This is a genomic window from Paraburkholderia sp. 2C (assembly GCF_054589215.1).
Genome location: NZ_BAAILL010000036.1, coordinates 236,442 through 253,870, shown reverse-complemented (window position 1 = coordinate 253,870; position 17,429 = coordinate 236,442). Strand labels below are relative to the sequence as shown.

The 17,429-nt window shown below is 63.0% G+C and carries 16 protein-coding genes; 3 read left to right on the top strand and 13 right to left on the bottom strand.

The genetic code is table 11. From position 1 onward, the window contains the following. Positions 1–151: 151 nt before the first annotated feature. The 8 genes from hscA to ACYPXD_RS13725 form a co-directional block, all read right to left on the bottom strand. Entirely contained in the window at positions 152–2,023 is a 1,872-nt protein-coding gene (gene hscA / locus ACYPXD_RS13760) for a Fe-S protein assembly chaperone HscA (protein ID WP_459712035.1), read from the bottom strand. A gap of 147 nt (positions 2,024–2,170) precedes the next feature. Beyond that, entirely contained in the window at positions 2,171–2,698 is a 528-nt protein-coding gene (gene hscB, locus ACYPXD_RS13755; protein WP_459712033.1) for a Fe-S protein assembly co-chaperone HscB, read from the bottom strand. Between the two features lie 67 nt (positions 2,699–2,765). After that, a complete protein-coding gene (iscA, locus tag ACYPXD_RS13750; RefSeq protein ID WP_075156760.1) occupies positions 2,766–3,089 on the bottom strand; it encodes an iron-sulfur cluster assembly protein IscA in 324 nt (107 codons plus the stop codon). 113 nt (positions 3,090–3,202) lie between these two features. Continuing rightward, on the bottom strand, positions 3,203–3,622 hold the full coding sequence (gene iscU / locus ACYPXD_RS13745) for a Fe-S cluster assembly scaffold IscU (RefSeq protein WP_459712030.1): 420 nt from the start codon (positions 3,620–3,622) through the stop codon (positions 3,203–3,205). Positions 3,623–3,705: 83 nt separating this feature from the next. Continuing rightward, positions 3,706–4,929, bottom strand: coding sequence for an IscS subfamily cysteine desulfurase (locus ACYPXD_RS13740; RefSeq protein ID WP_459712027.1), 1,224 nt, complete (start codon positions 4,927–4,929; stop codon positions 3,706–3,708). Between the two features lie 102 nt (positions 4,930–5,031). Then, the gene (gene iscR, locus ACYPXD_RS13735) at positions 5,032–5,565 is read right to left on the bottom strand and encodes a Fe-S cluster assembly transcriptional regulator IscR (RefSeq protein WP_459712025.1); all 534 of its coding nucleotides are present in this window, start codon (positions 5,563–5,565) and stop codon (positions 5,032–5,034) included. Positions 5,566–5,751: 186 nt separating this feature from the next. After that, positions 5,752–6,237 carry a low molecular weight protein-tyrosine-phosphatase gene (locus ACYPXD_RS13730; RefSeq protein ID WP_459712023.1) on the bottom strand — a complete coding sequence of 162 codons (486 nt, stop codon included), beginning with the start codon at positions 6,235–6,237 and terminating at the stop codon, positions 5,752–5,754. 32 nt (positions 6,238–6,269) lie between these two features. Further along, positions 6,270–6,506 (bottom strand): hypothetical protein, encoded by a 237-nt coding sequence (locus ACYPXD_RS13725; RefSeq protein ID WP_459712021.1) that lies wholly within the window; start codon positions 6,504–6,506, stop codon positions 6,270–6,272. Positions 6,507–6,783: 277 nt separating this feature from the next. Here ACYPXD_RS13725 and ACYPXD_RS13720 point away from each other — a divergent pair, with 277 nt between their 5' ends. Continuing rightward, on the top strand, positions 6,784–7,263 hold the full coding sequence (locus ACYPXD_RS13720; protein WP_459712018.1) for a hypothetical protein: 480 nt from the start codon (positions 6,784–6,786) through the stop codon (positions 7,261–7,263). Positions 7,264–7,354: 91 nt separating this feature from the next. Here the strand turns inward: ACYPXD_RS13720 and ACYPXD_RS13715 are convergent, their stop codons facing one another. Next, positions 7,355–8,767, bottom strand: coding sequence for a LutB/LldF family L-lactate oxidation iron-sulfur protein (locus ACYPXD_RS13715; RefSeq protein WP_459712016.1), 1,413 nt, complete (start codon positions 8,765–8,767; stop codon positions 7,355–7,357). Between the two features lie 85 nt (positions 8,768–8,852). Beyond that, positions 8,853–9,575 (bottom strand): (Fe-S)-binding protein, encoded by a 723-nt coding sequence (locus tag ACYPXD_RS13710; protein ID WP_459712013.1) that lies wholly within the window; start codon positions 9,573–9,575, stop codon positions 8,853–8,855. A gap of 179 nt (positions 9,576–9,754) precedes the next feature. On the opposite strand from ACYPXD_RS13710, the gene ACYPXD_RS13705 reads away from it, so the two are divergent. Next, positions 9,755–10,561, top strand: a complete 807-nt coding sequence (locus ACYPXD_RS13705) for an IclR family transcriptional regulator (protein WP_459712011.1) — start codon at positions 9,755–9,757, stop codon at positions 10,559–10,561. A gap of 179 nt (positions 10,562–10,740) precedes the next feature. On the opposite strand, the gene pbpG is transcribed toward ACYPXD_RS13705, so the two are convergent. Beyond that, complete coding sequence (gene pbpG, locus ACYPXD_RS13700; protein ID WP_459712008.1) at positions 10,741–11,940, bottom strand: D-alanyl-D-alanine endopeptidase; 1,200 nt, start codon at positions 11,938–11,940, stop codon at positions 10,741–10,743. A gap of 800 nt (positions 11,941–12,740) precedes the next feature. Between pbpG and ACYPXD_RS13695 the strand changes: the two genes are divergently transcribed. Then, on the top strand, positions 12,741–13,328 hold the full coding sequence (locus ACYPXD_RS13695) for a phasin family protein (protein ID WP_075156749.1): 588 nt from the start codon (positions 12,741–12,743) through the stop codon (positions 13,326–13,328). 448 nt (positions 13,329–13,776) lie between these two features. Here ACYPXD_RS13695 and lpdA read toward each other — a convergent pair whose 3' ends face one another. Both lpdA and aceF read right to left on the bottom strand, forming a co-directional pair. Further along, the gene (gene lpdA, locus ACYPXD_RS13690; RefSeq protein ID WP_459712005.1) at positions 13,777–15,594 is read right to left on the bottom strand and encodes a dihydrolipoyl dehydrogenase; all 1,818 of its coding nucleotides are present in this window, start codon (positions 15,592–15,594) and stop codon (positions 13,777–13,779) included. A 194-nt stretch (positions 15,595–15,788) separates the two neighbouring features. Beyond that, positions 15,789–17,429: dihydrolipoyllysine-residue acetyltransferase (gene aceF, locus ACYPXD_RS13685; RefSeq protein WP_459712002.1), on the bottom strand; the 1,641-nt coding region annotated here is incomplete at its 5' end.

Genomic DNA, 17,429 nt, shown 5'->3' with positions numbered 1-17,429 from the left:
ATGCCGCTTGATGTCGTTCGGCTTTGCGTGCGGTTCGGCTTTGCGTGCGGTTCGGCTTCGATCGCACCCGGATGCCGCCCGGCAGCACCTTCGTTATTTTACTGACAGCGCACGCGATTTTCGCATGCGCCTCGTGATGTCGCGTTGCCGTTCAGATCTCGTCGAGCTTGCGGCCCGCGAGCGCGCGGCGAATGCCCTTGTCCATCCGGCGCGCGGCGAATTCATCGGTGCCGCTGGCCAGCGCTTTCGTCGCCGATTCGATTGCGTCGGCATCGGTGCTTTGTGCGACGTTGCGTAGCGCGGTCAGCAGCGCGTCCAGTTCGCTGCGTTCGCTCGCGTCGAGCAGATCGGCGTCGACGGCCAGCGCCGCGTCCGTTGCTTCGACGAGACGCTGCGCCTCCACTTGCGCTTCGCGCAGCGCGCGCGCGTGCATGTCGACTTCGGCGGCGCTGAAGCTGTCTTCGAGCATGCGCGCGATGTCGTCGTCGGCAAGACCGTACGACGGCTTGACGACCACCGATGCCTCGACGCCCGAATGCTGCTCGCGCGCAAACACCGACAGAAGCCCATCCGCATCGACCTGGTAAGTCACGCGAATGCGCGCCGCGCCCGCAGCCATCGGCGGAATGCCACGCAGCTCGAAACGCGCGAGCGACCGGCAATCCGACACCAGTTCGCGTTCGCCCTGCACGACATGGATCGCCATCGCGGTCTGGCCGTCCTTGAACGTCGTGAAGTCCTGCGCGCGCGCGACCGGAATCGTCGAGTTGCGCGGAATGATCTTTTCGGTGAGGCCGCCCATCGTTTCGACGCCGAGCGACAGCGGAATCACGTCGAGCAGCAGCCACTCGTCGCCGTCGGCGCCGCGGTTGCCGGCGAGCAGATCGGCCTGAATCGCTGCGCCGAGCGCGACGACCTGATCCGGATCGAGATTGATAAGCGGCGGCTGGCCGAAGAACGATTCGACCGCGCGGCGGATCACCGGCATGCGCGTCGCGCCGCCGACCAGCACCACGCCCTTGATCTCGGCCGGTGTCACCTTCGCGTCGCGCAGCGCTTTGCGCGTGGGCCCCAAGGTACGCTGCACGAGCGACGCGGTAATGGCGGCAAACGTCGGTTCGTCGATCGTCTGATCGATCCGCGCGCCGTTCGACAGCGCGACGTCGACTTTCGCCTGTGGCGCGCTCGACAGCGCTTCCTTCGTCGAGCGCACAGTGTCGAGCAGCAGGCGGACGTCCTCGGGCTTGAGCGTCTCGCGCGCGATGTCCGCTTGCGCGAGCACATGGCGGAACAGCGCGTGGTCGAAATCGTCGCCGCCCAGCGCCGAATCGCCGCCTGCCGCGAGCACTTCGAAGACGCCCTTGGTGAGCTTGAGGATCGACAGGTCGAACGTGCCGCCGCCGAGATCGAACACCGCGTAAAGCCCTTCGGCGCCGTTATCGAGCCCGTAGGCGATGGCCGCGGCAGTCGGCTCGTTGAGCAGTCGCAGGACGTTGAGGCCGGCAAGGCGCGCCGCATCCTTGGTCGCCTGGCGCTGCGCTTCATCGAAATACGCGGGCACCGTGATCACCGCGCCCACGAGTTCGTCGCCGAGCGTATCTTCGGCGCGCTGACGCAGCGTCGCGAGAATTTCGGCCGATACCTCGACCGGGCTCTTCACGCCGTCGACCGTACGGATCTGTACCATGCCGGGCGCATCGACGAAATCGTACGGCGCGTTCTCGGCGCCTTCGACTTCGCGCTTGCCGCGGCCCATGAAGCGCTTCACCGACACGATCGTGTTGCGCGGATCGGTCGCCGCTTCGGCCTTCGCGATGCGGCCGATCCGGCGGCCGCCGTTCCCCAGATAACGGACCACCGATGGCAACAGCGCGTGACCTTCCTCGTCGGGCAATACATCGGGCACACCATTGCGCACCGCCGCGACGAGAGAATTGGTCGTGCCAAGATCGATACCGACCGCAAGACGCCGCTGATGCGGTGCAGGCGCCATACCGGGTTCAGAGATTTGCAGTAAAGCCATCTGGAGTCTTCTTCGGGGAACGTTGCGCCCCGTGCTGGATTATTGGTGTTTGCGGGATATCGCGACGATGGGCCTGGTGGTGGTTCGCTGCTTTTGCCGGTTCGTCACTTCAGTTCGCCACTTCAGTTGATCACTGAGCGGCCGCCGTCAATCTTCGAGCTTCTCGATCTGCGCGCCGATTTCCGACGCGACACGCTCGATAAACATCAACTGCCGCACCGCTTCGCTCGCCGCCTGGTCGGAATCGCTATCGAGCAGCGCCGCGAGTTTCGTGAAGCGCACGCGTTCTTCATCGCGCAGCTCGGCGAGCAGGGCATCGAGTTCGTCGATATTCTTCGCGGCTGCCGCGTCTTCGATGCGCTCGCGCCATTCCATCTGCTGCATCAGGAACGCCGGTTCCATCGCCGTGTTGTTTTCGGCGCCGACATCGATGCCGCGCAGCGACAGCAGATAGGTCGCGCGTTTCAACGGATCGCGCAGCGTCCGGTACGCCTCGTTGGTACGCGTCGCCCATTGCATTGCAATGCGCTTTTGCGCATCGCCGGCCGCGGCGAAGCGGTCCGGATGCACCTGCGCCTGCACGGTGCGGTACGCGTCGTCGAGCGCCTGCGTGTCGAGCGCGAATTGCGCAGGCAAATGAAACAGGTCGAAGTGACTGTCGGTGAGCGATGCCATCAAAATGCTTTGTCCGTCGAATTGAAAAAAGGCGGCACAGGCCGCCTTTTCGATCCTACCCGCCCGCTTACACGCGGAACGATTCGCCGCAGCCGCACTCGTCCTTGGCGTTCGGGTTGTTGAACTTGAAGCCTTCGTTCAATCCTTCCCGTGCGAAATCGAGTTCGGTGCCGTCGATATAAGCAAGGCTCTTCGGATCCACGACGACCTTCACGCCGTTGCATTCGAACACCTCGTCTTCGGGCGCGAGTTCATCGACGTATTCGAGCTTGTACGCAAGGCCCGAACAGCCGGTCGTGCGCACGCCGACTCGCAGCCCGACGCCTTTACCGCGCCGGGACAGGTACTTCTGCACATGTTGTGCTGCTTTTTCGGTCAACGTAATTGCCATAGCGTTTCTCTTTGCGCAGCGTGTTGCCTGATGTTCCCTGCCGCTTCCTGCTGTTTCCCGGCAGCGCGCTGCGATCCTGCCTGCTTCAAACCTTGAGTCTTGAACCTCGAATCTCAAGCCGCCTGCTTGTCGCCCGCGGGCGCCGTGGCTTCGCCGCCATGACGCTGCTTGTAGTCGGCGACCGCTGCCTTGATCGCGTCTTCCGCAAGAATCGAGCAGTGGATCTTCACCGGCGGCAGCGCCAGTTCTTCGGCGATCTGCGTGTTCTTGATTTCGAGCGCCTGATCGAGCGTCTTGCCCTTCACCCATTCGGTCACGAGCGAGCTCGACGCGATCGCGGAGCCGCAACCGTAGGTCTTGAACTTCGCGTCTTCGATCACGCCGTCCGCGCCGACGCGAATCTGCAGCTTCATCACATCGCCGCACGCCGGCGCGCCAACCATGCCGGTGCCGACCGCATCGTCGTCCTTCGAGAAGGAGCCGACGTTGCGCGGGTTTTCGTAGTGGTCCAGAACCTTGTCGCTATAAGCCATGTTTACACTCCTTGATTCGTTTCAACCTGCCGCTTTCGCGTGCACTCGCAGCGATCGTTGCGGCATGTATTGTTCCCGGCGCGTTAGTGCGCAGCCCACTGGATGGTCGACAGATCGACGCCATCCTTGTGCAGTTCCCAAAGCGGCGACAGGTCGCGCAGCTTTGCGATCTTCGTGTTCAGCAGGTTGATCACATAATCGACGTCCTGCTCCGTCGTAAAGCGGCCGACCGTGAAACGGATCGAGCTGTGCGCGAGTTCGTCGTTGCGGCCCAGCGCGCGCAGCACATACGACGGCTCGAGCGACGCGGACGTGCACGCCGAACCCGACGACACCGCGACATCCTTCACCGCCATGATCAGCGACTCGCCTTCGACGAAGTTGAAGCTGATGTTCAGGTTGTGCGGCACACGGCTTTCCATGTCGCCGTTCACATAGACTTCCTCGATCTGCGACAGGCCGCGCAGCAGGCGGTCGCGCAGCATGCGGATGCGCTCGTTCTCCGTCGCCATTTCTTCGCGTGCGATACGGAATGCCTCGCCCATGCCGACGATCTGATGCGTGGCCAACGTGCCCGAACGCATGCCGCGCTCATGGCCGCCGCCGTGCATCTGCGCTTCGATGCGCACGCGCGGTTTGCGGCGCACATACAGCGCACCGATACCCTTCGGACCATACGTCTTGTGCGCCGAGAACGACATCAGGTCGACCTTGAGCTTCTGCAGGTCGATTTCGACCTTGCCCGTCGCTTGCGCGGCGTCGACGTGGAAAATGATGCCCTTTTCGCGGCAGATTTCGCCGATCGTCGCGATATCCTGAATCACGCCGATCTCGTTGTTCACGTGCATCACCGAGACAAGGATCGTGTCGGGGCGCAGTGCCGCCTTGAAGGCTTCGATATCGATCAGACCGTCGTCCTTCACGTCGAGATACGTGACTTCAAAGCCTTCGCGCTCGAGCTCGCGGCAGGTGTCGAGCACGGCTTTGTGCTCGGTCTTCACCGTGATGATGTGCTTGCCCTTGCCCTTGTAAAAGTGCGCGGCGCCCTTGATCGCCAGGTTGTCCGACTCCGTTGCGCCCGACGTCCAGATAATTTCGCGCGGGTCCGCGTTGACGAGCGCGGCGACGTTTTCGCGCGCTTCTTCAACTGCACGCTCCGCATCCCAGCCGTACGCGTGGCTGCGCGACGCGGGATTGCCGAACTGCTCGCGCAGATACGGGATCATCTTGTCCACCACGCGCGGATCGACAGGCGTCGTCGCGCTGTAGTCCATGTAAATGGGCAGGTGGGGAATGTCGTTATTCATCAATCGCTCCGGGGACATCGTTGCTTTTGGCTATTGGGTTCTCGAGCAGGTACGCCGCGTACGCTATGAATGCGTCTTGCGCGGCGATGCCCTGTTTCACGCTCAGGAACCGGCCATATTGAAAACAGAATTCGGCCCTTTCGGCAGGACTCGCGTCGGCTCGACCGCGGAGGCCTCCGAACGCCTGTCGCGCAACACCGTGGCCGGCGTGGCTTCGCGCGCACGCTGCTGATCGACCAGATCTTTCAGCGAGACCGAGTCGAGGTATTCGACCATCTTCTGGTTCAGCGTGGACCAGAGTTCGTGGGTCATGCAGTGGCCATCGCGCTGCTTGGTGCCTTCGCACGTGCCCTTGCCGCCGCACTGCGTGGCATCGAGCGGTTCGTCGACGGCGATGATGATGTCCGCCACCGTGACGTCTTCCGCACGGCGCGCGAGGTTGTAACCGCCGCCCGGACCGCGCACGGATTCGACGATCTCGTGACGGCGCAGCTTCCCGAACAGCTGTTCGAGATAGGACAGGGAGATGTGCTGGCGCTGGCTGATACCCGCAAGCGTCACCGGGCCCTGCTCCTGGCGCAGTGCCAGGTCAATCATCGCCGTGACGGCGAAACGGCCTTTCGTGGTGAGTCTCATGATGTGTGGGAACCGCAATTCTCGACAAGTTTGCTCAAGTATAAATACATGAGCTATTTAGTCAAGTATCCCTGTCTCAATTTTTGGCCAAATACTTAAAAATTTTGGGGCCGAAGTGGCACAGCGAGACGCGACTGACAGCTTGCGGTCGGCCAGCACTGCCTTACCGGCCCGGTCGACTCGCTCTCAACTGGCCTGCAACTGGACGCGCAGCGCCGTAATCAGCCCGCGGCACGCCGCCTCGCACTGATCCAGCACGGTCTCGAATCCGTTCACACGGCCGAAATACGGATCGGCGACTTCGCGCGCGTCGGCTTGGGGTGCGAATTCCATCAGCAGACGGATCTTGTCGCGGTGGGCCGGGGGACAGATCCGCTTCAGCGCCGCAACATTGGCATCGTCCATCGCGATCAGCAGGTCGAAGCGCGCGAAGTCGGCGACGTCGATCTGACGGCCACGCAATTGCGACAGATCGTAACCGCGCCCGCGCGCCGCCTGCTGAGCCCGCTCGTCCGGCGCTTCGCCGATGTGCCAGTTGCCGGTGCCCGCCGAATCGACGAGCACGCGGTCCGACAGCTTTGCCTCCGTCAACTGATGGTGCATGACGCCCTCCGCGGTCGGCGAGCGGCAGATATTGCCCAGACAGACGAAGCAGACGGCGATCGTTTTCATCGGTGGCTCAGCGGCGCGTGGCTGGACGGCGCTTACAGCGGTTGGGACTGCAGGGTGACGTTCGTGTGCATCGACTGCGCCGACGCTTCGTGGTCGTCGTCGACGAACCCGAACGATACGGTGCGCGCCAGTTCGGCGGTCACTTCGCTTGCGGCCAGGGGCGCCGCGCTCGCGTGCTGCACAGCATTGCTGCACAGGTGCACAAATGCGGCCGCCGCGAGCGGCAGGACGATCGCCAAAGGCCAGTACATCGATATTGTCTTTCTCATGATGGCGTTCTCTCTCAATGGGGTCAAGGCAGCAGGCTATTGGCCCACTCTGACTGATTGAGATTATAGATAAGGACGCAATCAGGAAAAACCCACCCTCGCGGAATAGACCGTTCTGCTCGCGCGAACAATGCGCAGCCGGAAGTCAACGCAAAGAGAACGCTCGACGTTGAGTCCAGCAGCGAAAGGAATCCTTACAAACGCATACAAAGGTAACGATGCAAAGTGGGAGGATGTCTTTACTTGCATCTGCCTTGCATCGTTAAGCGAACCATCCATGAAACCGCGCACCGCTCTTTTCCTGCTTTCAGCCGTCACCGCTGCCGCGCTATGCGGTGGCTGCGCGGTCTATCCGTCGAATGCACCGGCCGGCTATGGCGGCGGCTACGGCTACGAAGACGGCGGTTACTACGACGGCTACGGCGGCTATCCTCCGTATGGCTACGGCTATGCGCCGCCGCCGCCGAACGTCTATCTGGGCTTCGGCGGCTACTCGGGTTCTCGCGATCCATACTGGGGACGTGGCTACCGCGGCGACTGGAATGGCGGACGAAACTGGCACGGGAATGGCGGCGGTCACCCGCCTCCGAATAATCAACCGCCTCCACCGCATGCCGGCGGCGGCGGTGGTCCTCCTCCGGGAGGGGGTGGCGGACACGCGCCGCCGCCACAAGGACCTCGCGGCGGCGGAAGGGCGCCCGCCGCGCCGTCTGTCGATGTCTCGCCGAACAACGGTTCGCGCATGACTAACCACTAATTGCGACACCACTAATTGCGACACCACTAACTGCGACACCTTAACTGCGACACCATTAGCCGCGCCGCGCCATGCGGCCGGCCGCCGCCCTTCACCCCCGGTGGCTGCGCTGCGCCGCGTACAGCTCGCGAAACGTCCTGCCGACCGGCGCGGGCATCTCACGCGTATTGGTCCACCCGCTGCCGAACGGCAGACGCGCGATCGTGCGCTTCTCGCCGCCGACCTTCTCGAGCACACGCACCGCGAGCTTGGTGAAGAGCGCGTAAGCGGCCGGATGCAGCGCGAAGTAGCCCCACACCGCAAGCCCGAACCGCTCCCGCCACGGACGCAGATGGCGCTCGACCTGGCGCTCGCGCAGCTTGCGCAGCAGGTCGGACAGCGGAATACCGACCGGGCACATGCTATTGCACTCTCCGCATAGCGTGGCCGCCTGCGGCAGATCAAGCGCCTTGTCGATGCCGATATAGCTCGGCGTCAGCACCGCGCCCATCGGCCCCGGATAAACCCAGCCATACGCATGCCCGCCCACCTTCTGATACACCGGGCAATGGTTCATACACGCACCGCAGCGGATACAGCGCAGCATCTCCTGAAAGTCGCCGCCGATGAGCCCCGTGCGCCCGCCGTCGACGAGCACCACATACATATGTTCCGGCCCGTCCTGATCGCCGGCGCGGCGTGGGCCCGTCAGCAGCGAGACGTAGTTCGTCATGGACTGCGCCGTTGCCGAGCGCGGCAGCAGACGCAGCGCGTTCGCCAGATCCTCGAGCGTCGGCAGCACCTTCTCGATGCCGGTTACCGCCACGTGCACGCGCGGCATCACCGTGCACATGCCTTCGTTGCCCTCGTTCGTCACGAGCGCGATCGAACCGGTTTCCGCGATCACGAAATTTGCGCCCGTCACGCCCATGTCGGCGGACATGAAATGCGGACGCAGCGTTTCGCGCGCTTCGCGCGTCATCTGCGGAATGTCGGTGAGCCGCGGCTTGTTGTGCGTCTTCGCAAACAGGTCCGCGATCTCCTCCTTATCCTTATGAATCACCGGCATGATGATGTGGCTCGGCGGCTCGTTGTCGTTGATCTGCAGGATGTATTCGCCGAGATCGGTTTCAACCGACTGCACGCCCATCTTGCCGAGCACTTCGTTCAGCCGCATTTCCTCGGAGACCATCGACTTCGTCTTGATCACCTTCTTCACGTCGTGCTTGCGCGCGATATCCGCGACGAGCTTCGCCGCGTCCTGCGTGGTCTCCGCGTACAGCACCGTGACGCCGCGCCGCGTCGCTTCGCGCTCGAAGGTCTCGAGCCAGACATCGAGATTGTCGAGCGCGCGATTGCGGCGCTCCTTCAGCGACGCGCGCGTCGCCTGAAAGTCGATCTCGGTCATCACCTGCGCGCGCGCCGCGACGATTCTCGTCGACAGCTTCGTCAGGTTCTGCTGCAGGCGCTGGTCGGCGAGCTTTTGGCCCGCGCGCGCCTTGAAGTGCATCGATTGAACTTGCATGGCGGTGTATGGGATCCGAATCCGGAGTGAAAGGGCACGCGTCGCGCGTCGCGCCGCGGGCTGAGCGGGCGTCGCCGCGTGTGATTTACGCGTCGCCGGCCAGCACCTGCGCGATATGCAGCACGCGCGTCGTCGTGTCGCCGGTGCGGCGCAGGCGTCCTTCGATATTCAGCATGCAGCCGAGATCGCCGAGCACGACCGCGTTCGTCCCGCTCGCGCGGATGTTGTCGCACTTCTCGTCGACGATCGCCGTCGAGATGTCGCCGTACTTCAGCGCGAAGGTACCGCCGAACCCGCAGCAGTGCTCGCAGCCCTTCATCTCGGTCACTTCGACGCCCGCCTGGGCGAGCAACGCGCGCGGCTGGCTCTTCACGCCGAGTTCGCGCAACCCGGCGCACGAGTCGTGGTAGGTCACCGGTCCCGTGAATTCTCCGGGACTCAGTTCGACTTTCGCGACAGTCGCCAGGAAATCGGTCAGCTCGAACACCTTCGCGCGCAAGCGCGCGAAACGTCCCATCAGCTCCGGGTCGTCGCCGAACAGATCGCCGTAGTGCGTGCGGATCATCCCGCCGCACGAGCCCGACGGCACGACGACATAATCGAACTGCTCGAATTCGCGCAGCATCTTTTCGGCGAGATCGCGCGCGATGCCGCGCTCGCCCGAGTTGTACGCCGGCTGTCCGCAACAGGTTTGCGCGGGCGGCACGACGACTTCGAAGCCGGCGCGCTCGATCAGCTTGATCGCCGAAAAACCGATTTCCGGGCGCATCAGGTCGATCAGGCAGGTGACGAAAAATCCGACTCGCATGAGTCCTCCTTCGGGGAAACGTCCCCGATTATGCGACGTTTCCGAAACGATACCAACGCGTGACGCCCCTGGTCCTCGCAAAATCCGGTCCGTGCGAAACCGTCGACAGCGTTCGCTTTTTTCACCATACGAGATACAATCGATTTTCCGTCGTGTGACGTGTCATCGATTTGTCCCCCATGAGCGATACGAACCCGGATCCCAAAACCTCGATCCAGGTGATCGAGCGCATGATGCGCCTGCTGGACGCGCTCGCTGCGCACAGCGACCCGGTCAGCCTGAAAGAACTCGCGCAACGCACCGAGCTGCATCCGTCGACTGCGCACCGCATTCTCAACGATATGGTGACCTGCCGCCTCGTCGACCGCTCCGATCCCGGTACTTACCGGCTCGGCATGCGTCTGCTCGAGCTCGGTAATCTCGTCAAGGCACGCTTGTCGGTGCGCGACGCCGCGCTGATGCCGATGCGCGAACTGCATCGGTTGACCGGCCAGACGGTCAACCTGTCGGTGCGTCAGGGCGACGAGATCGTCTATATCGAGCGTGCCTATTCGGAGCGCTCGGGCATGCAGGTGGTCCGCGCGATCGGCGGCCGCGCGCCGTTGCATCTGACTTCCGTCGGCAAGCTGTTTCTCGCCGCGGACGAAGCGGCGCGCGTGCGCGCCTACGCTACGCGCACCGGGCTCTCGGGGCATACGCAGAACAGCATCACCGACCTTGCGAAGCTCGAACGCGAACTCACGCACGTGCGCCAGCAATTGTGCGCGCGCGATAACGAAGAGCTCGAGCTTGGCGTGCGTTGTATCGCGGCCGGCATTTATGACGACACGGGCAGGCTCGTTGCCGGGCTTTCGTTGTCGGCGCCGGCGGACCGGCTGCAGGATTCGTGGCTTGGCCAGCTCAGCAGGACCGCGCTCGTGATTTCGGAATCGCTCGGCTATCACCCGGAGGCGGCACAGCCGGACACGGCTGCGCAGTCGGCATAAGACGCGCTTTAGCGATTGAACGCGTGTGCGCCCGTGCCGCCGTTCGACGCGCGGCAAAACCGCGCCGCTGTAGCGTTGTTCACGGACATATCGACGTAAAAAAGCCCCGCGGAAAACCTGCGGGGCTTTTTCCTTGCGGCTGCACGCTACCGTTTGTGGTGCGTGTCCTGCACATCCGTTCAGGTGCCTGCGCCGTTTGCATCGGCGCTCGTCACGCGCTGCTCGCCGCCGTTGTCGATCCACGTGCGCAGACGCGTCGCATCGGCGAAACGCGAATACTTACCCGCCGAGTCGAGCAGCACCATGATCATCGGGCGATTATCGATGGTCGCCTGCATCACGAGGCACTCGCCCGCTTCATTGATAAAGCCCGTCTTCTGCAAACCAATATCCCACGACGGATTGCGCACCAGCGCATTCGTGCTGTTGTAGGCAAGCGTGCGCTTGCCCGTGTAGACCTCGTAGCTGCGGTCGGTCGAGAAGCGGCGGATCATCGGGTACTGATACGCGGCGTTGACCATCTTCACGAGATCGCGCGCCGTCGATACGTTCTGGCTCGTGAGCCCGGTCGGATTCTCGAAGTGCGTATCGGCCATACCGAGCTGCTTCGCCTTCGCATTCATCGCTGCCATGAACGCCGGACGGCCGCCCGGGTAGTAGCGCGACAACGCGGCGGCCGCGCGATTTTCCGACGCCATCAGCGCGATATGCAGCATGTCTTCGCGCGACAGCACGGAGCCCACGGACAGGCGCGAGCCCGTATTCTTTTCGTAGTCGCGATCTTCGTCGGTGACTTCGATCTGCTCGGTCATCGGTTCTTTCGAGTCGAGCACGACCATCGCCGTCATCAGCTTCGTGATCGAGGCGATCGGCACGACCGCGCGCGAATTCTTGTCGAAGACCGGATCGGACGTGTTCTGATCGACCACATACGCGACCGTCGAGCGCAACGCGACGCCTTCAGGCGATTCATGCAGGCCGAACGCCTGGCCCGCCGTCGGCGAACGCGGCTCGAAGGCGACGCGGCGCACCACCGAACGGTGATGTCCGTTCATCGTGTAGCTCACGCGCTTTTTCTTCGAGACGGCGCGTGGCGCGTCGTCATCGTCGTCGCGCTTTGCACTCGCAGCGGCGGCGACCTTTGCGCCCTTCGCCGATGCCCGGCTCGAAACCTTCGCGGCCGGCTCTGCCGCCTTCTTCGATTTCTTCGTGGCCTTGACGGACTTTTCGGACTTGGCCGACGCGGCGGTCGACGCGGCAAAGGCATCGGCCGGCATTGCGGATGCCGCTGCGATGACCATCGATGCGGCCACCGACAACGCAGTGCTGAGCGCCGCGCCGTGCATCACTTTCAATGACGAAAACATGTCGGTTTTCATTGGTGTTCTGGGGGTAAGGCGGCAAGGAATTGTCCGCCAGTGTAGTGAATCAACGAAAAATTAGCAAATTTAAGCACTTATCGACACTCTTTAAACCGAGTTGTAAGCCTCGATTGCCATAAAACAATCGCTAGGCCGCCCCCATCGAAAAGCTCAATCAGCCGAACGCATGAATCCACCGTCACGATGGAAACGATTTCCACGCATAACGGCAGATTTACATACGACTTGATCAGGGGAAGTACGGTCGCGCACACCCAACACGTCAAGCGCCTGAACCAGGCGCCTGTGTATTTCAGAGGCGGCGCGCGCACGCCATTTCAGCCTGTCAAGCCACCACTCTTCAGCAACCACTACAGACCGGCGCATCGCGCGTTCGACCGGGATGGAGATTTAACGTTCCGTCACAGTTTTAGTTTACGCCGCGATTCTACCGCGGCTACCGAAGTTTGTTAGGTAGCTCACGAAACGTCGCAACAATGCGTCAATCTTCACAAGAATCGCGCACTACCGCGGTGCAATGAATCAAGAAGCATGCGATTTTGCAACTCCATAAATGCTTCATAACGTATTGTTTTCTCGATAAATTGTCAGCATTGTGCGATGCACAAAAAATACTTGACAAGGTTAGGCGCTGTCCTAAAATGGGAACCATTGTTGCGACGCACAATATCTCATTTCCTTGAGCAGCGCGGCGCAACGCCTCGATCGGCCTCTTTGTTTTGCGCAAGGCTCCGATCCGGAAATCATTAACCCAACTCGGCCCGCGCCAGACGGGCCGGTACTTCAGGAGCGTAAACATGACTCTGCTGACCCCCGAGCAATTCGCCGCAGCCCAGAAGGCCAACCTCGAGACCCTCTTCGGTCTGACGAACAAGGCGTTCGAAGGCGTGGAGAAGCTGGTCGAACTGAACCTGCAAGTCGTCAAGTCGACGCTCGCGGAAAATCAGGAAAATGCTCAGCGCGCACTGTCGGTGAAGGACGCGCAAGAACTCCTCGCGCTGCAGGCGAGCCTCACGCAGCCGGTCGCCGAGAAGGTGCTGTCGTACGGCCGTCATCTGTATGAAATCGCGTCGGCTACGCAGGCTGAATTCGCCCGCGTCGCGGAAGCGCAATACGAAGAGCAGAACCGCAAGGTGCAAGCGCTCGTCGACAACGTCGCGAAGAACGCGCCGGCCGGTTCGGAAACCGCTGTCGCCGTGATCAAGTCGGCGATCACCGCGGCGAACACCACTTACGAGACGGTCCACAAGGCCACCAAGCAGGCTGTCGAAATCGCGGAAAGCAATTTCAACGCCGCCGCGACGGCCGCGTCGAAGGCCGCTTCGCAAGCCGCCGCGCAAGTGTCGCGTCAGGCTTCGGCCACGAAGAAGGCAGCCGCTGCCTAAGACGCTGAACCCGACGCTATAGGACGCTGAATAAGCGCCCCGCGGGCAATGCCGCTGCGCCTGCCACTCCGAGGCGCAGCAGCTTTCAGCAGATTCAGATTCAAATCCAGTTTCAACGCATCGGGCTTCGAACGACGCGCCGGCTGAGCAGGGTTCAGCCACACGAACACGGTCCGGCCGGCGCTGCCGCAAGTCAATGAAGGTCCACTGACCGCAGGCATCAGCGTCGCGCAGACTCCGCTGTCGCGGCGAGACGCTCCGATACGTGAAACAGCGTATCGTTATCCCCGGCCTTCGGCCGGGATTTTTTTGCCTCGCGCTTTTTCGCGGCCGCGGATAAAAAATCGGCGCGCCCTGCTTGTCGCAGGAGCGCGCCGATTTCTTTTGCTTCATGTAGATCTGCATCGCCCGCGCGCGGCCCAAGCCGCGCCACGAGCCGACCGCACCCTTACTTCTTGCGCTGCGGCGGCAAATCCGTGCAGACGCCTTCGTACAATTCGGCCGCCATGCCGATCGATTCGCCCAGCGTCGGGTGCGGGTGAATCGTCTTGCCGATATCGGTTGCGTCCGCACCCATCTCGACGGCAAGGCATACCTCGCTGATCAGATCGCCCGCATTCAGACCGACGATGCCGCCGCCGATCACGCGATGCGTTTCCTCGTCGAAAATCAGCTTCGTGAAGCCCTCGTCGCGGCCGTTCGCGATCGCGCGGCCCGACGCGGCCCACGGGAACACCGCCTTACCGTACTTGATGCCTTCGGCCTTGCACTGGTCTTCGGTCTTGCCGGCCCACGCGACTTCCGGGTCCGTATAAGCGACCGACGGAATCTGCAGCGCATCGAAGTAGGCCTTTTCGCCGTGCGCGGCTTCGGCCGCCACGTGTCCTTCATGCACCGCCTTGTGCGCGAGCATCGGCTGACCGACGATATCGCCGATCGCGTAGATGTGCGGCACATTCGTGCGCATCTGCTTGTCGACCTCGATAAAGCCGCGATCCGTCACCGCCACGCCGGCCTTGTCGGCACCGATCTTCTTGCCGTTCGGGCTGCGGCCGACCGCGACCAGCACGAGGTCGTAACGCTGCGGCTCGGCCGGCGCCTTCTCGCCTTCGAACGACACGTAGATGCCGTCCGGCTTCGCTTCGGCGGCAGTGGTTTTCGTCTTCAGCATCACGTTCGCGAAACGCTTGCTGTTGAACTTCTCCCACACCTTCACCAGATCGCGATCCGCGCCGAGCATCAGGCCATCGAGCATTTCGACGACGTCGATCTGTGCGCCGAGCGTCGAATAGACGGTCGCCATTTCGAGGCCGATGATGCCGCCGCCGATCACGAGCATGCGCTGCGGGATCTGGCGCAGCTCGAGTGCGCCGGTCGAATCGATGACACGCGGGTCTTCAGGAATGAACGGCAGCTTCACCGCTTGCGAGCCGGCCGCGATGATCGCGTTCTTGAACTTGATGACCTTCTTGCCGCCTTCGGTCTGCACTTCCATATGATGCGGGTCGACGAAGGCGCCGACGCCCGTCACCACTTCGACCTTGCGCGCCTTCGCCATACCGCCGAGACCGCCGGTCAGCTTCCTGACGACGCCCGATTTGAATTCGCGCAGCTTGTCGAGGTCGACCTGCGGCTTCGCGAAGGTGATGCCGTGCGCGCCGAGGGCCGCGGCTTCGTCGATCACGAGCGCGGTGTGCAGCAGTGCCTTCGACGGAATACAGCCGACGTTCAGACATACGCCGCCGAGCGTCGCATAACGCTCGACGAGCACGGTCTTCATGCCGAGATCGGCCGCGCGGAACGCAGCGGAGTAACCGCCGGGACCCGAGCCGAGCACGACCATATCGCATTCGATATCCGCCGTGCCCGAGAAGCTGCCCGCTTGCGGCGCAGCAGCCGGTTGCTTCGGCGCGGCTTGCGCCGCGGGCTGCGCTGCCGGTTGTGCCGCAGCAGGCGCGGCCGCTTTCGCCGGCTCTTTCGCCGGCTCCTTCGCCGCCTTCGGCTCTTCCTTCGCCGGCGCGGCTTCGCCCGAGGTTTCGACGGTCGCGATCACCGTGCCTTCCGACACCTTGTCGCCGGCCTTCACGCGCACTTCCTTGACGGTGCCGGCGGTGTCGCTCGGCACTTCGATCGATGCCTTGTCGGACTCGAGCGTCACCAGCGCCTGTTCTTTTTCGATGACGTCGCCCGGCTTGATATTGACTTCAATGACATCGACGTCCTTGAAGTCGCCGATGTCCGGCACCTTAACTTCGACGAGACTCATGAGTGTCCCCTTCTCTTGTTGCCGTGTTGATGAGGGATTGCGGCGCGACCGATGAACCGGCGGCGCTCAGGCAACCCAAAAAACAGGCGCCGCCCCTTTGGAACGACGCTCGTTTGATCGATATGGTGCGCACGCCAGGTTCAACGGCGCCGGCGCGAACCCGATAGGAAAGCCCGCGCCGCGCGCCGCAAAAATCAAAGAATGACCCGCCGGAAGTCGCCGAGGATCGAACTCAGATACGCGTTAAAGCGCGCCGCTTCCGCGCCGTCGATCACCCGATGGTCGTACGACAGCGACAGCGGCAGCGTGAGGCGCGGCACAAACTGCTTGCCGTCCCACACCGGCTTCATGAAGCTGCGCGACAAACCGAGAATCGCGACTTCGGGTGCGTTGATGATCGGCGTGAAATGCGTCCCGCCGATGCCGCCCAGCGACGAGATCGAGAACGAGCCGCCTTGCATCTGCTCGGGCTTCAGCTTGCCGTCACGCGCGAGCTTCGACAGTTCCGTCATTTCCTTCGCGATATCGACCAGCCCCTTCTTGTCCGCATCGCGGATCACCGGCACGACCAGACCGTTCGGCGTGTCGGCGGCGAAGCCGATATGGAAATACTGCTTGTAGACGAGGTTGTCGCCGTCGAGGCTCGTATTGAAGGTCGGGAATTTCTTCAGCGCGGCGACGACTGCCTTGATCACGAACGCGAGCATCGTGAACTTCACGCCCGCCTTTTCGTTTTCCTTGTTCAGTTGCACGCGCAACGCTTCGAGCTCCGTAATATCCGCTTCGTCGTTGTTCGTGACGTGCGGAATCATCACCCAGTTGCGATGCAGGTTCGCGCCCGAGATCTTCTTGATGCGCGACAGCGGCTTCGGGTCGATCGGACCGAACTTCGTGAAGTCGATCTTCGGCCACGGCAGCAGGTTCAGCTCGCCGCCGCCTGCCGGCGCGCCTGCGGTAGCAGCCGGAGCGGCACGCTGGCCCGTCATCACGCCCTTCACGAACTGCGTCACGTCGTCTTGCGTAATGCGGCCTTTGGGGCCGGTGCCCTGCACGCGCGCCACATCGACGCCGAGTTCGCGCGCGAATTTGCGCACCGACGGCGACGCGTGGCTCGGGCGATACGCACCGCCTTCGCCGGCGGGAATCACCGGCGCTTGCGCGAGCGCGGACGGCTGCGCAACCGCCGGTGCGGCGGCCGGCTGTTGCGGCGCGTCGGACGGCGCGGCGACCGGTTTCTGCGGCGCGGCCGCCGGTGCGGCTGCACCGCCCGCGCCTTCGATCAGCACGATCACCGTGCCTTCGGACACGCTATCGCCGACCTTTACCTTGAGTTCCTTGACCACGCCGGCGGCCGGGCTCGGCACGTCCATCGTCGCCTTGTCCGATTCGAGCGTGATCAGCGACTGTTCCTTCTCGACGCGATCGCCCACCTTCACGGCGATTTCGATAACGGGCACGTCTTTATAGTCGCCGATATCGGGCACCTTCACTTCCTGCACACCGCCACCGGCCGCAGGCGCAGCAGCGGGGGCCGCGGCCGGAGCAGCAGCCGGAGCAGCGGCCGGAGCAGCAGCGGGTGCGGCCGCGCCATTACCTTGCGCAGCAGCCTTCGCCGGCGCGGCGCCCGCGCCTTCGCCGTCGACCACGACGATCAGCGTGCCTTCCGACACGCTATCGCCCACTTTCACCTTGATTTCCTTGACGACGCCGGACACCGGGCTCGGCACGTCCATCGTCGCCTTGTCGGATTCCAGCGTCACCAACGACTGCTCTTTCTCGACGGTATCACCCGCCTTCACCAGCACCTCGATTACAGGAACGTCCTTGTAATCGCC

Excerpts from the sequence above, each read along its gene's own strand:
- hscA (WP_459712035.1), bottom strand. The coding sequence starts at position 2,023 with ATGGCTTTACTGCAAATCTCTGAACCCGGTATGGCGCCTGCACCGCAT.
- hscB (WP_459712033.1), bottom strand. The coding sequence starts at position 2,698 with ATGGCATCGCTCACCGACAGTCACTTCGACCTGTTTCATTTGCCTGCG.
- iscA (WP_075156760.1), bottom strand. The coding sequence starts at position 3,089 with ATGGCAATTACGTTGACCGAAAAAGCAGCACAACATGTGCAGAAGTAC.
- iscU (WP_459712030.1), bottom strand. The coding sequence starts at position 3,622 with ATGGCTTATAGCGACAAGGTTCTGGACCACTACGAAAACCCGCGCAAC.
- ACYPXD_RS13740 (WP_459712027.1), bottom strand. The coding sequence starts at position 4,929 with ATGAATAACGACATTCCCCACCTGCCCATTTACATGGACTACAGCGCG.
- iscR (WP_459712025.1), bottom strand. The coding sequence starts at position 5,565 with ATGAGACTCACCACGAAAGGCCGTTTCGCCGTCACGGCGATGATTGAC.
- ACYPXD_RS13730 (WP_459712023.1), bottom strand. The coding sequence starts at position 6,237 with ATGAAAACGATCGCCGTCTGCTTCGTCTGTCTGGGCAATATCTGCCGC.
- ACYPXD_RS13725 (WP_459712021.1), bottom strand. The coding sequence starts at position 6,506 with ATGAGAAAGACAATATCGATGTACTGGCCTTTGGCGATCGTCCTGCCG.
- ACYPXD_RS13720 (WP_459712018.1), top strand. The coding sequence starts at position 6,784 with ATGAAACCGCGCACCGCTCTTTTCCTGCTTTCAGCCGTCACCGCTGCC.
- ACYPXD_RS13715 (WP_459712016.1), bottom strand. The coding sequence starts at position 8,767 with ATGCAAGTTCAATCGATGCACTTCAAGGCGCGCGCGGGCCAAAAGCTC.
- ACYPXD_RS13710 (WP_459712013.1), bottom strand. The coding sequence starts at position 9,575 with ATGCGAGTCGGATTTTTCGTCACCTGCCTGATCGACCTGATGCGCCCG.
- ACYPXD_RS13705 (WP_459712011.1), top strand. The coding sequence starts at position 9,755 with ATGAGCGATACGAACCCGGATCCCAAAACCTCGATCCAGGTGATCGAG.
- pbpG (WP_459712008.1), bottom strand. The coding sequence starts at position 11,940 with ATGAAAACCGACATGTTTTCGTCATTGAAAGTGATGCACGGCGCGGCG.
- ACYPXD_RS13695 (WP_075156749.1), top strand. The coding sequence starts at position 12,741 with ATGACTCTGCTGACCCCCGAGCAATTCGCCGCAGCCCAGAAGGCCAAC.
- lpdA (WP_459712005.1), bottom strand. The coding sequence starts at position 15,594 with ATGAGTCTCGTCGAAGTTAAGGTGCCGGACATCGGCGACTTCAAGGAC.